The 12,667-nt window shown below is 62.6% G+C and carries 11 protein-coding genes and 1 pseudogene; 4 read left to right on the top strand and 8 right to left on the bottom strand.

From position 1 onward, the window contains the following. Positions 1-50 precede the first annotated feature (50 nt). Positions 51-1,043, top strand: coding sequence for a type 1 glutamine amidotransferase (locus tag C8C89_RS07780; RefSeq protein ID WP_101482806.1), 993 nt, complete (start codon positions 51-53; stop codon positions 1,041-1,043). Beyond that, positions 1,040-2,119, top strand: coding sequence for an alginate lyase family protein (locus C8C89_RS07785; RefSeq protein WP_133989273.1), 1,080 nt, complete (start codon positions 1,040-1,042; stop codon positions 2,117-2,119). The genes C8C89_RS07780 and C8C89_RS07785 overlap by 4 nt, the downstream gene beginning before the upstream one ends. Before the next feature lie 13 nt (positions 2,120-2,132). On the opposite strand, the gene C8C89_RS07790 is transcribed toward C8C89_RS07785, so the two are convergent. The 8 genes and pseudogenes from C8C89_RS07790 to C8C89_RS07820 all read right to left on the bottom strand — a co-directional run bounded on the left by C8C89_RS07790 (position 2,133) and on the right by C8C89_RS07820 (position 11,610). After that, positions 2,133-4,604, bottom strand: coding sequence for a TonB-dependent receptor (locus C8C89_RS07790; RefSeq protein ID WP_133989274.1), 2,472 nt, complete (start codon positions 4,602-4,604; stop codon positions 2,133-2,135). A gap of 95 nt (positions 4,605-4,699) precedes the next feature. Then, the gene (locus C8C89_RS27260) at positions 4,700-5,479 is read right to left on the bottom strand and encodes a FecR domain-containing protein (RefSeq protein ID WP_243858275.1); all 780 of its coding nucleotides are present in this window, start codon (positions 5,477-5,479) and stop codon (positions 4,700-4,702) included. Between the two features lie 54 nt (positions 5,480-5,533). Beyond that, positions 5,534-6,016: pseudogene (locus C8C89_RS27265) on the bottom strand (sigma-70 family RNA polymerase sigma factor); the annotation flags it as partial. Positions 6,017-6,274: 258 nt separating this feature from the next. Next, positions 6,275-7,405, bottom strand: a complete 1,131-nt coding sequence (locus C8C89_RS07800; protein ID WP_101482803.1) for a YbdK family carboxylate-amine ligase — start codon at positions 7,403-7,405, stop codon at positions 6,275-6,277. Next, positions 7,406-8,593 carry a cation:proton antiporter gene (locus tag C8C89_RS07805; protein WP_166674688.1) on the bottom strand — a complete coding sequence of 396 codons (1,188 nt, stop codon included), beginning with the start codon at positions 8,591-8,593 and terminating at the stop codon, positions 7,406-7,408. A gap of 312 nt (positions 8,594-8,905) precedes the next feature. Next, a complete protein-coding gene (locus C8C89_RS07810) occupies positions 8,906-10,075 on the bottom strand; it encodes a VWA domain-containing protein (RefSeq protein WP_133989276.1) in 1,170 nt (389 codons plus the stop codon). Then, complete coding sequence (locus C8C89_RS07815) at positions 10,069-10,731, bottom strand: GNAT family protein (protein ID WP_133989277.1); 663 nt, start codon at positions 10,729-10,731, stop codon at positions 10,069-10,071. Before C8C89_RS07815 ends, C8C89_RS07810 begins: the two co-directional genes overlap by 7 nt. Positions 10,732-10,740: 9 nt before the next feature. Next, positions 10,741-11,610 carry a MoxR family ATPase gene (locus C8C89_RS07820; RefSeq protein WP_133989278.1) on the bottom strand — a complete coding sequence of 290 codons (870 nt, stop codon included), beginning with the start codon at positions 11,608-11,610 and terminating at the stop codon, positions 10,741-10,743. Positions 11,611-11,843: 233 nt separating this feature from the next. Between C8C89_RS07820 and C8C89_RS07825 the strand changes: the two genes are divergently transcribed. After that, the gene (locus C8C89_RS07825) at positions 11,844-12,173 is read left to right on the top strand and encodes a cytochrome c (RefSeq protein ID WP_046684254.1); all 330 of its coding nucleotides are present in this window, start codon (positions 11,844-11,846) and stop codon (positions 12,171-12,173) included. A 14-nt stretch (positions 12,174-12,187) separates the two neighbouring features. After that, positions 12,188-12,529 (top strand): cytochrome c, encoded by a 342-nt coding sequence (locus tag C8C89_RS07830; RefSeq protein WP_071075485.1) that lies wholly within the window; start codon positions 12,188-12,190, stop codon positions 12,527-12,529. Positions 12,530-12,667: the final 138 nt, after the last annotated feature.

Here is a 12,667-nt window from a genome sequence, read left to right on the forward strand (position 1 = left end):
GGAGGCAGGGGTTTATATTGAAAACGTCTCCGCTTTCAGTCAGCCTTACCATGTCAGACGAAAAAGATCCCCAGCATTCCCCTTCCCCCGATCCAGCGCCGCCGGCGCGACCCGACCGGGTCGGCAGGGCACCCGATGATGAGCACCGTGCGCGCGATGCGGCGCCCCGCTACCTGAAGGATAACGACACGCCGCTGGCGCTGGCTTGGCGGGTGATCTCGTCGCGCTACCGCTCGATGCGCGACAAGGCCAGCCGCGATTTCATGCGGCGTACTCTGCGCATCGGCATCTCGGCACGCATTTTCCACCCGGAGCCGGGCGCCACTGGCCTGCGCAGCAAGAACCTGCAATACCTGGAAGAGTCGATCGCCCAATGGGTCATGTCGCGCGACGTGCTGGTGTTCATGATCCCGACGGTCAATACCAGTGGCCAGCTACACCCGAGCAATATCACCTTGCGCCACTATGCGCGTCACCTGGACGGCCTGGTGCTGCAGGGCGGCGCCGACGTCTCGCCGCAGACCTATTCCGAGGCGGCCACACGGCCCGAATGGAGCGGCGACCGCGCGCGCGACCTGTACGAACTGGAACTGCTGCACGAATTCGTCGATGCCGGCAAGCCCGTGCTGGGCATATGCCGCGGCTGCCAACTCATCAATGTGGGCTTTGGCGGCACCCTGTACCAGGATATCGCCTCGGACGTGGATGGCGCGACCTCCCACGTCAACGACCTGTATGACCGCCACCGCCACACCATCGTCTTCCCGAAAGGCTCGTCCCTGGCGGGCCTGTTCCCGAAGACGGGCGAGGCGCTCGTCAATTCCATTCACCACCAGTCGGTCAAGGACCTGGGGCGCGATATCACCGTGGAAGCGTATTCGCAAGGGGACAATATCGTCGAAGCCATCCGCTACCAGCGGGCGCGCTTCGTCATGGGCTTGCAGTGGCACCCGGAATTTCATTCGGCGGGCGGCGTCGAGTTGCTCGACTGCACGCCCATCCTCGATAACTTCTTGCGCGCGGCGCGGGAAACGCGGTTTTGAGCGCGCACTTTACGCGCCGGCGCACCTTGCTGGGCGGCCTGCTGGCGCTGCCCCTGGCCGGTTTGCGCGCCGCGCCGCACCCGCGTGATAGCGCGCCGCCGTTTGCGCTGATGTCCGCGGCGCGCACCCGCACGCTCAAGGCGCGGGTGGCGCCGGCCGTTGCCGAACAGGTGCTCAAGGCGGCGCGCAAGGATGCAGCACGGCCCGTGCACCTGATGGCCGAAGTGCGCACGGGCGGCTTGCTGAAGGGCGAGGGCGGGCGCGAGACCAGCCAGCAGGCGCAGGAAGACTGGCGTCAGGCACGCTTGCAGGCGCTGGCCTGGAGACTGTCGGGCGAGATGGCGCATTTCGAGGCAGCGCGCCAGCTGTTGCTGACCTGGAGCGGTTCTTATCAGCCATCGTTCAGCCCTGTCGATGAGACGGAGCTGGCCAGCCTGTTGATGGGCTTTGACCTGGTACAGGAGCGTTTGAGCGGCGTCGAGCGCGAGCAGGTGCACGTGTTCTGCCGCACCCTGGCGCAGGGGTATCTGAGTGATCCCATCAAGGTGGGCGGTCCGTCCACGGCGCGCAACAACTGGCATAGCCACCGCATCAAGATCGGCACGGCCGCCGCGTATGTCACGGGCGAGGCCTTGCTGATTGCGCGCGCGAAGGAGCGCTTCCTGGCGCACGTGCCGCGCAATATCGGCGCAGGCGGCGTGCCCTTCGACTTCGAGCAGCGCGACGCCCTGCATTACACCACCTACAGCCTGGAGCCGCTGCTGACGACAGCTCTGATGGCGCAGGCGCATGGCGATGACTGGTATGACGCGCCGGAAGCGCGGCGCCTGGCCGAGGCGCTGGCCTGGCTGGCGCCGTATGCGCAGGGCAGAAAGACGCACGAGGAATTCGCAAAGAGCGCTGTGCCCTTCGACCGCAAGCGCGTGGCGGCCGGTGAAAAGGGCTTTACGGGGAATTGGGAGCCGAAGGGCGCCGCCAATGTGTACCTGCTGGCGGCGCGCTTCGATCCCGCTTACCTGCCGTTGGCGCTGGAATTGCGCCCGCCAGCCTGGGCGCTGGCGCTGTACGGTGCTTAGTGAGAACTTCGCGTCAGAACTTCGTGCGCACGGTGAACATCACATTGCGCGGTTCGCCGTAGAAGCCCGTCTGGAACAGGCCCAGTCCCGTGAAGTACTTCTTGTCCAGCAGGTTGTTCACGTTGACGCTGGCCGTGACGTTCTTGCTGATCTCGTAGCGCGCCATCAAGTTGACCAGCGCGTAGCTGCCCTGCTTGATGCGTGAATAATCCTCGATGGCGGGATTCCAGATATTGCCGTCGTAGCTGCTTTGCCAGTTGATGCCGCCACCGACGGTCAGCTTGTCCAGGCTGGCCGGCAGGCGCCACGTGCCTTGCACGCGCAGCAGGTGGGCAGGCTGCGTGGTTTGCAGCATGGTGGAAAACACGTCCTTGCCATCCGCGTCGCGCACGTGGGTGTAGGTATAGCCGGCGCTCAGCTTCACATCCTTGGCCACTTCGCCCGTCACCTCCATTTCCACGCCGCGGCTGGTGACGCCGTCGATGGCTTTATACGCTTCTTCGCCGTTGACTTCGCCCACAGAGCTGGCCACGTTGCTTTGACGGATCTGGAACAGGGAGGCACTGGCATTGACCTTGCCGTCGAGGTATTCCGCTTTCACACCCGCTTCAAACCCCTTGCCGCGCACGGGCGATAGAAACCGCCGGTTGATGTCGCGATTGCTCTGCGGTGCGAAGATGCTCGTGTAGCTGCCGAACACGGAGTATGTCTTGTCGAGGTCATACACGACGCCCGCATACGGCGTGATGACGTTGTTTTCTTCGATGCGCGAGGTGATGCGTGCGGTGCCGGCGTCGAAGAAAGTGCGGTCCTGTTCCTGCTTGTAGTTGCTGACGCGCGCGCCGACAATGATGGACAGCGCATCGACGGGATGCAGGCGCGCGGCGCCATACAGGCCGCTCTGGCGCGTGCGGTCGTTGTCGTTACCCAGGCGCTTGAAGGCCGGTTCCGCATACTGGCCGCGCCAGTGGAAATAGCTGCCATCGAGGGGTGGATAGATCGATTCGTAGACGGGGCCATCCTGCTTGGCCGTCGAGGTGGAATAGCCGATCATTGCTTCATGCTGGCGACCGAACAGGGTAAACGGGCCGCTGGCGTCGACGTTGACTGTGCTCTGGCGGCGGTCGCCCTTGTATTTTCCCATGAAGAAATAGCTACCTTCGCCTGTGTCGGGGCGTGGGTTGCCGCCGCTGGCCGACCCGAGAACGCTGTCATGCTTGCTGCGCAACTGGTTGGCGCTCAATTTCATTTTCCACTCGTTGGCGAAGCTATGTTCCAGCGACGTGAACAGAGTGGTGTTCTGCATGTCGCGGCGGCTCCAGTCCGTAGCCGGGTTCCACGCGGTGGGGAAATCGGTGCGCGAACCATCGGAAAGCAGCAAGGGGAAGCCCGTCCAGGTGGAGCCGCGTGGCTTGTAATCCTGGTGCGTGAAGCCGGCCGTCAGCAAGGTGACTGGTGTCAGGTCCGCCTCGATGATGCCGTAGGCGACGGATTTCTGCTGCGTGTAGCGGTCCAGGTAGGAGTGCTTGTCCTGGTAGGCGCCCACCAGGCGGCCGCGCAGCGTGCGGCTGTCATTCAGGGGGCCGGAGATATCGGCTTCGCCGCGGTAGTTGTCCCACGAGCCGGCACCCAGGGTGGCCGAGCCCTCGAAGTGGGCGGTGGGGCGCTTGCGCACCATGTTGACGGTGGCCGATGGGTCGCCCGAGCCGCTCATCAGCCCCGTAGCGCCCTTCAGCACTTCGATGCGGTCATAGATGGCCATGTCGCTATTCGTCGTGCCCCAGTCGTAGACGCCGTCATATATGGCCGACACGCCATCGTACTGGAAATTGGTAACAGAAAAGCCGCGGGCCTGGAAACTCCAGCGGTCACTGTCATAGTTTTGCACGCTCACGCCATTGACGTTTTTCATGACGTCGGAAACGGCATTGCTGTTCTGGTCATCCATCTGCTGGCGCGTGACGATGGTCAGCGATTGCGGCGTTTCACGCTGCGTCAAGGCCAGGCCCGTGGCTCCGCTGGCGGGGCCGCCCGTGTAGTTGCCCGTGCCGCTGGTGGCGGCGCTGCGCTCGGCCGCCGCCACCACGGTGACGCCGCTCATGACGGTCACGCCACGGCTGTCCGCCGTGGGTGCGCTGGCGCTGGCGGGGATCTTTTGCAGCAGGTAGCCGCCATTCGATTGCGGCACGGCTTGCAGGCCGCTGCCGGCCAGCAGCACGCGGAAACCGTCTTGTACGTCATAGCTGCCTTGCAGGCCGGCGCTGCGCAAGCCTTGCGTAGCCTCGCTGGAGAACGACAATAAAATGGCGCTGTCGCTGCCGAAGCGCGTCAGCACGTCACCGAGCGGGCCGGCGGGGATGCCATAGACGCGTACTTGCTGGCTTTGTGCCAGGGCTGGCGCCGGCAGGGCCAGGGCCATGCCGATCTGCGACAGGGCGCAGGCCAGGACGGTGCGGGTAAGGAGGGAACGCGAAGCGTTGTACATGGAATAAAACCTTTCGTGGATGCGCAAGATGGAGACTGCCTATCTACCAAGTCACGCGAGCACGGCGAAACAGCTCACTTTGCTGAAAATATTCTTCAGTGGGCCGCCAATTCGATGCGCACCACCTGATTGCCCCAGAAGCGCGTGACCGTATTGCGCCGCAGTTGCAGGCTGGCGCTGACGGCGTCGAGGATGGCGCCCACATCGGCCAGTGGGTAGGAACCGGACACGCGCAGGTTGGCGACGGCGGGCGTACAACCCAGTGGATGGTCGCTGTAGCGCGACAGCTCGGCGAGGAAATCGGCCAGGCGCATGTCGCGCGCCACCAGCATGCCGTTCAGCCATGCGCCGCCATACGGTGCCAGCGCCTGGCGGTGGCAGCTCGTGCCGTCGAAATGGGCGCCTTCGCCTGGATGCAGCACAAGGCGCTGTGCGCCATCGCCGGCCAGCACGGCGACGGCGCCTTCGAGCACGCCGGCGCTGGCGTATTGCTGGTGCAGGCGTACGGTGAAACGCGTGCCCAGCGCCTGCAGGCTGCCATGCCGCGTGTCGACGAAGAAGGGGCGTTGTACTGCATCTTTGCCGGTGGCGATGAAAATTTCACCGGCCAGCAGTTCAATACGGCGCTGCGCGCCGTTGTAATCGACATTCACGGCGCTGCTGGTGTTGAGCGTGAGCTGCGTGCCATCATCGAGGGTTACAACGCGGTGCTGGTTGACGCCCGTGCGGTAATCGGCTGTCCAGTCGCGCCAGGGGCTGCGGCGTTCGAACGCATACAGCGAGGCGCCGCAGGTCAGCAGCAGGGCCAGGGTCTTGACGGCATGGCGGCGCGGCGCATTCGCCTGCACGCAGGCGCGCAGCAGGGTCGCGTGCATGGCGGGCGGCAGATGCTCGTGCTGCGCTTGCAGCTGCTGCCACGCCTGGGTGGCGCTGCCGGCCCGCTGCAGATGGCGTTTCACTGTGGCCAGCGAGATGCCGAGTTGGCGCGCGATGTCTTCCTGCGGCAGCTCGTCGAGCTGGCGTAGCAAGAAAGCCCGTTTCACGGGGGGCGGCAAGCCGTCGAGCATGCAGTCGAGTTCAAACACGGTGGCCAGCAGCATTGCCCGATCTTCCGGCGACGGTGTGTGCAGGGGCGGCAGTTGCGCCAGCACGTCCAGGTAGGCCTGTTCCAGCTTCTGGCGACGGTAATGGTTGAACAGCACGCGTTGCGCGACAGTGGCGAGCAAGGCGCGCGGCTCGCGCGCGGCGACGGCGTCTTCGCGGTCGAGCAGGCGCATGAAGGTGTCTTGCGCCACATCGGCTGCGCAGGCCGTACTGCCGAGTTTTTTACGCAGCCAGCCCTGCAGCCAGCCGTGGTGGTTGGCATACAGTGTCGCGATGTCCTGGCGTCGTAGCGGCTCTGCCAGCGGCATCGCGTTCCCCTTGCATGGCCGGTCCGGGTGGACTGGTGTTTTTAAACAATAATAAGAATCATTCTCACTTATTGTAACAAGCGGGGGTGGGGGCTGTAAATGACGGGGAGGCGGGGTGTGGTTTTTTGGCGCGTTGCTGCGTCAGCGCGTAGGTCGGATTAGGTCCGAAGGACCGTAATCCGACAACATTGTTGGCGGCGCCAGTCGGATTACGCGGCTACGCCGCTCATCCGACCTACGTTTTCATGCTGTGCAGCGTCAATAATTCATCGGCTCACCGCGAAAACATCGGATTGCCGAGTCGACCATGCCCTCGGCGCTGCCCTGAAGGCTGTGCTGTTTGCGCAGGTATTGCGCGTCACTCCATTGCTTGGCCACGTCCGACAGGTGTTTCAAGGCCGGCGTGCTGCCCAGCGCCTCGGCATGCGGCTCCATCTTGCGCAGGGTGGTCATGATGTCTTCGCGCAGCGACATCGTCTCATAGGTTTTCGGATGCGTGATGGCGCCATCGAGGCCGAAGCGGCAAGCCTGGAAGCGGTTGTAGTTGTATACGAGGTAATCGTCCTCCACCGGCGGCGCTTCCTTGCGTTCGAGCAGGTAGCGGCACAGCGCTTGCAGGTAGGCGGCCAGCGCGGCGGCCCGCTCCACTGTCAGCGGCGTGTCGCATACGCGCAGTTCAATGGTGCCGAACTCCGGCTTGGGGCGGATATCCCAGTAAAAATCCTTCATGCTCTTGATGATGCCCGTGTTCTCCATCTTGGCGAAGTACTCGTTGGAGAACTGGTCCCAGCTCAGTGTAAAAGGCGCACGCCCGCTCATGGGAAACGCGAACACGGAGTTCAGGCGGGCCGAATCGAACAGGGTGTCGCGCCCCTGCACGTAGGGCGAAGACGCTGACAGGGCGATGAAGTGGGGGATGTAGCGGTTCAGCGAATGCAGCAGGAACATGGCGTCATCGCCCGAGGCGCAGCCGATGTGCACGTGTTGGCCAAAGATGGTGAATTGCTTGGCCAGGTAGCCGTACAGTTCCGAAATCTCCTGGAATCGGGGCTTGGAAAAGATCTTTTGCGACGACCATTGCTGGAACGGGTGCGTGCCGCCGCCCGCAATGCCTATATTGAGCTTGTCGCCGGCCGTGATCAGCGTGTCGCGGATTTCCTGCAACTGCTCCAGCAGGGGGCCGTGATGCGTGTGCACGCTCGAGTTAATCTCGATCATGCTCTCAGTGATTTCCGGCGTGACGTTGCCCGGGAACGGTTTTTTATTCAGCAGGTGCAGCAGATCGGGGCTGGCAGCCGTCAAATCATAGTCCGACAGGTTCACCAGTTGCAGTTCGAGTTCGACGCCGAAGGTCAGCGCGGCCGATTGGCCAAAGGGTTCCAGCGGCATTTAGCGCTCCTTGATTTCATGGGTTTCTTTGGCCAGCATCAGCACGCGCTGCACCAGCACGGGCCCGACCAGTTCCAGGCCCAGGGTGACAGCGGCCAGGGCGTTCAATTCGTCGCCGAAGTTCACGCCGTGCTGGCGCGCGTGTTCCAGCAGCAGTATGATGAAAACGGAGACGGGCGTCAGGGCCACGCCCGTCAGCACGCCCTTGCGCCAGGAAATGCCGCTCACATGCGAGAACGCGGCCACGCCGACGACTTTCGTCAGCAGGCGCCCGCCGACGACGGCCAGGGCCAGGCCCGCGCCGGCCGTCACGCTGGCCCATTCCAGGGTCGAGGCGGCATAGACGAACAGCAGCACCGTCAGCAGTTCGCCCAATGCGCCGAAATTGCGCTGCGCCTGGCTGAAGGCGACGCGGCGGTGGCGCGCCACCAGGCCAAAAGTGAGGGTGGCCAGGAGCGGTGACAGGCTGGTGGTGTAGGTGAGGGCGACGAGCAGCATCACTGACAGGGCAAACGCCACGGTGGCATCCTGCGCCATATTGCCCAGGCGGCGCAGCATGGCCGGCACGACGATGCCGAAGACGGTGCCAGCGGCCACGGAGGCGGCCAGCACGGCGGCGCTGCTGCTGCTCGCTTCGATCAGGTCGGTGGAGCTCTGGAACATCCAGAAGCCGACGATGATGTTGAACGTGAAGACGGCCAGCACGCAGTTGAGCGCCGTCAGGTGGACGATGCGCTCCGTGACCTGGCCTGAGCTGCGTTCCTCGTTGATGACGCGCATGATGGTGGCCGGCGAGGTGGACATGGCCAGGGAGGCCAGCAGCAGCGCCGTCATCGAGGTGCTGCCGAATTCGATGCCGATGAAGTAGACAACGGCAAAGGTCAGCAAGGATTCGACCAGGCCCGTGACGGCGATCCACGGATTGTTCTTCAGCCAGCGCAGGTTGATGCGGTAGCCCACCTCGAACAGGATCAGGCCGAAGGCCACGTCGGCCAGCACCAGCATGGGGCCGGCGTCCGTCTGCGGCAGTACGCCTACCTGCGTCTGCGCGAGGACGAAACCGATCACGCCATAAAAACTGATGCGTGGCAGGCCAGTCCAGCGGTGGCCGAATTCGCCCACCACCCAGGCCAGGGTAATGGCGAACGGCCAGGACAGGTCGGCGGCGATCGAGATCAGACTTTGCATGCTCATTCCTTTGAAAATGGCGCTGGCACCGGCCGGCAGCACGGGGCTGGCGCGGCAAGGTCGTGGTGCAGCGATGGTGCATAGTTTGCGCAGAGCGATGCGCCGATTCTACCGGAGCAGAAGGCGCGCACGATGTGCGCAATCGAACAGTGTCGCAGCCATGGCGGCCGCGCACAGGATGCAGCAGGTTAGGGCAGGGCTGGTATCAGCGTATGGTACCCGCCCGCAGCGGAGATGCTCCGCACGGTAGTTTCGTGTCGCAGTGTACGGCATGGCGGCCCCCTGCCGCCATGGACTTTTTGTTGCGTGCTTTTATTTACTGAGCAGACGCATGCCCCGTTCCAGCCCGTCGATCGACAGGGGGAACATGCGGTTGTTCATCAATTGCCGGATCACGCCAATCGACTGGCGGTACTGCCACAATCCCTCCGACTCGGGATTGAGCCAGATGAATTTCGGGAACGCCTGGGTAAAGCGTGCCAGCCACGTCGATCCCGCTTCTTCGTTGTTGTATTCGACCGAACCGCCCGGCTGCAGGATTTCATAGGGGCTCATGGTGGCGTCGCCGACAAAAATCAGCTTGGTATCGGGCGGATACTTGCGTAGCACGTCCCAGGTGGGAAAGCGCTCGGCATTGCGGCGCCGGTTGTTCTTCCACAGGGTGTCGTAGACGCAGTTATGGAAGTAAAAGAACTCCATGTTCTTGAATTCCGTCTTCGCCGCCGAAAACAGTTCCTCGGTGCGCTCGATATGGTCGTCCATGCTGCCGCCCACATCAAACAGCATCAGTACTTTGATGCGGTTCTTGCGTTCGGGCCGCATCCGGATGTCGAGGTAGCCCGCGTTGTTGGCCGTGGCGGCGATGGTGGCGTCCAGGGCCAGTTCGTCTTCCGCGCCTTCGCGCGCGAATTTGCGCAGGCGGCGCAGTGCCACCTTGATGTTGCGCGTGCCCAGTTCCCGCTCGCCGTCGTAATCCTTGTAGCTGCGCGCTTCCCACACTTTCACCGCCGTGCGGTTGCCTCCCTTGCCACCGATGCGGATACCTTCCGGATTTGTGCCGCCATTGCCGAACGGCGAAGTACCGCCCGTGCCGATCCACTTGCTGCCGCCCTCGTGGCGTTCCTTCTGTTCCTTCAGCAGCTCATTCAGGCGGTCCATCAGCTTGTCGTAGCCGAATTTCTCCAGCTGCGTCTTCTGCTCCTCGGACAGTTCGCGCTGCATGCGCTTGAGCAGCCAGTCGAGTGGAATCGCCGCGTTCGTGTCAAAGGCCGCGTTGACGCCCTTGAAGTACTGGGCAAACGCGCGGTCGAACTTGTCGAAATGGGCTTCGTCCTTGACCAGGGTCAGGCGCGCCAGATAGTAGAAATCGTCCATGGAGGCGTCGATGACGTTCTTTTGCAGCGCTTCGAGCAGGGTCAAAAATTCCTTGATCGAGACGGGAATCTTCGCATCCTTGAGCGTGAAGAAGAAATCGATCAGCATGGCGCTTCCTCTGTCCCTGCCGCGGTCCCTTCGCCTCCTGCGCAAGGCAGCGCGGCGACAGGGCGCTGCGCCAGCTTGTAACGCAGGTGGGCGGCGATCTCGGGCCACTCGCCGCGCGTGATACTGTACATGACCGTGTCGCGCACGGTGCCGTCGCGGCGCAGCGCATGGTGGCGCAGCACGCCATCCTTTTTCGCGCCCAGGCGCTCGATGGCCGCCTGCGAGGCATGGTTGAAATTATCGGTGCGAAAACCCACCAGCGCGCAGCCGAGGGCCTCAAAGGCGTGCGCCAGCAGCAGCAATTTGCAGGTGGTGTTGACGTGGCTGCGCTGGCAGCGCTTCGCATACCAGGTGTAGCCGATTTCCAGGCGCCCAATACTTGGCACCACGTCGTGGTAGCTGGTGGTGCCGAGCACCTCGCCGCTGGCCACGTCGATGACGGCAAAGGCGAAGCGCGCGGGGCGCATCTCGATTCCCTTGAAAATGTACTGGTCCACCTGGTCCGGTTCGGGCACGGAGGTAACGCGCAGATTCCACAGTTCGCCATCCGTAGCCGCCGCGCGCAGGCCGGGCGCGTGGTGCGGCGCCAGCGCTTCGAGGCGGATGCCGTGCAGTTCCAGGGGCACGAAGACTTTGTCCGGACTGATGTCGTTCACCGGAGCTCCTTAGCGGTTGGTGCGCGACATGAACATCAGGCGCTCGAACAGATGCACGTCTTGCTCGTTTTTCAGCAGCGCGCCATGCAGGGGCGGCACGACCGCCTTGTTGTCCTTGCTGCGCAGCGCGTCAAAGGGGATGTCCTCGGCCAGCAGGAGCTTGAGCCAGTCGAGGAGTTCCGACGTCGAGGGTTTTTTCTTCAGGCCTGGCACGTCGCGCACTTCATAGAAGGTTTGCAGCGCCTGGGCTAGCAATTCCTGTTTCAGGTGTGGGTAGTGGACGGCGACGATCTGCTCCATCGTGTCCTTGTCCGGGAATTTGATGTAATGGAAGAAACAGCGGCGCAAGAAGGCGTCCGGCAATTCCTTTTCGTTGTTCGAGGTGATGATGACCAGCGGGCGGTGGCGCGCCGTGACCATTTCGCGCGTCTCGTAGACATAGAATTCCATCCGGTCCAGTTCGCGCAGCAGGTCGTTCGGGAATTCGATGTCGGCCTTGTCGATCTCGTCGATCAGCAACACCACCGGTTCGGGCGCCGTGAATGCCTGCCACAGCACGCCCTTGACGATGTAGTTCTGGATGTCGCGCACGCGCTCGTCGCCCAACTGGGAATCGCGCAGGCGCGAAACGGCGTCGTATTCGTACAGGCCCTGCTGCGCCTTGGTAGTCGATTTGATATGCCATTGCATCAGCGGCATGTTCAGCGCGGCGGCCACTTCTTCTGCCAGCATGGTCTTTCCCGTACCCGGTTCGCCCTTGATCAGCAGCGGGCGCTGCAGGGTCAGCGCCGCGTTCACGGCCAGTTTCAGGTCGGCGGTGGCAACATAGCTGTCGGAACCTTCGAAGCGTTGGCCTTGCTGGGTGTGCTGTGCTTGCATGAGCGGTCTGCCAAAGTAGGGAAATGGAGAGTATAAACAGAACTGTGGCGCACCGCCACGCGGACGGGCTGTGCCTGCCTGCCTACAATGCGGGTTTTATAGGTGGACTTGCAAGAATATCTTGGCTAGAATCGGCAAGCAGCAGATTAATTGTCAACCTTAATTGTCAACACATAAGATCAATAAAAACCAGCTCTGGCGTTTCTCCGATTACCTTTGTTCACATTGCCACTATGAAAAAAATATTTGCACTTCTCGTGCTTGCCGGCATAGCAAATGCCGTCACAGCGGCTGACATTGTAGGAAACGCCAAGGCAGCCCCTGCCAAGGTGGAAATGTGTATCGGCTGCCACGGCATTCCCGGTTACAAGGCGACCTTCCCCGAAGTGTTCCAGGTGCCGATGATCGGTGGCCAGCCGGCAAAATATATCGAGAATGCGCTGCAAGCCTACAAGAAGGGCGACCGCAAGCACCCGAGCATGAAGGGCATCGCCAGCAGCCTGTCCGACCAGGATATCGCCGATGTCGCCGCGTATTATGCGCAACAAGCCAAGCCGAACTGAGGACCAGCCAGATGATGAAAACACTACTCGCCGCCCTCGTATGCGCCACTGTCTCGTTCGGCGCCAGCGCCGCCGGCAATATCAACACGGGCAAGGCTCTGGCCGAAAAATACAGCTGCGCCACCTGCCACGGCAAGGATTACGGCTCGCCCATCGATCCGTCGTACCCAAAACTGGCGGGCCAGCACAAGGATTACCTGGAACACGCCTTGACGGCGTATAAACGGGGCGACAAGGCCAATGGCCGCAATAACGCCATCATGACGGGCCAGGTGAAACCGCTGAGCAACCAGGACATCAAGGACCTGGCCGCCTATCTGCACAGCTTGCCGACCACCCTGGTCATTCACCGCTGAGCGGTATCGCCGGATCCATTCGTTTTTCTCACACCTGACAAAACCGTAGCGAGCGGCGCTGAGTTATGGTCGAAACGCGTGGCTGTGCGAATGCACGGTGACGCCGAGGCAGTGAGCATCGGCGGCCGCAAATCATGA

The sequence above is a fragment of the Janthinobacterium sp. 75 genome, assembly GCF_004365495.1.
In the GTDB taxonomy this organism is placed as follows: Bacteria; Pseudomonadota; Gammaproteobacteria; order Burkholderiales; family Burkholderiaceae_D; genus Janthinobacterium.

Bases quoted from the DNA above. Each gene is read 5' to 3' on its own strand.
- C8C89_RS07780 (WP_101482806.1), top strand. From the start codon at position 51: ATGTCAGACGAAAAAGATCCCCAGCATTCCCCTTCCCCCGATCCAGCG.
- C8C89_RS07790 (WP_133989274.1), bottom strand. From the start codon at position 4,604: ATGTACAACGCTTCGCGTTCCCTCCTTACCCGCACCGTCCTGGCCTGC.
- C8C89_RS27260 (WP_243858275.1), bottom strand. From the start codon at position 5,479: ATGCACGCGACCCTGCTGCGCGCCTGCGTGCAGGCGAATGCGCCGCGC.
- C8C89_RS07800 (WP_101482803.1), bottom strand. From the start codon at position 7,405: ATGCCGCTGGAACCCTTTGGCCAATCGGCCGCGCTGACCTTCGGCGTC.
- C8C89_RS07805 (WP_166674688.1), bottom strand. From the start codon at position 8,593: ATGCAAAGTCTGATCTCGATCGCCGCCGACCTGTCCTGGCCGTTCGCC.
- C8C89_RS07810 (WP_133989276.1), bottom strand. From the start codon at position 10,075: ATGCTGATCGATTTCTTCTTCACGCTCAAGGATGCGAAGATTCCCGTC.
- C8C89_RS07820 (WP_133989278.1), bottom strand. From the start codon at position 11,610: ATGCAAGCACAGCACACCCAGCAAGGCCAACGCTTCGAAGGTTCCGAC.
- C8C89_RS07825 (WP_046684254.1), top strand. From the start codon at position 11,844: ATGAAAAAAATATTTGCACTTCTCGTGCTTGCCGGCATAGCAAATGCC.
- C8C89_RS07830 (WP_071075485.1), top strand. From the start codon at position 12,188: ATGAAAACACTACTCGCCGCCCTCGTATGCGCCACTGTCTCGTTCGGC.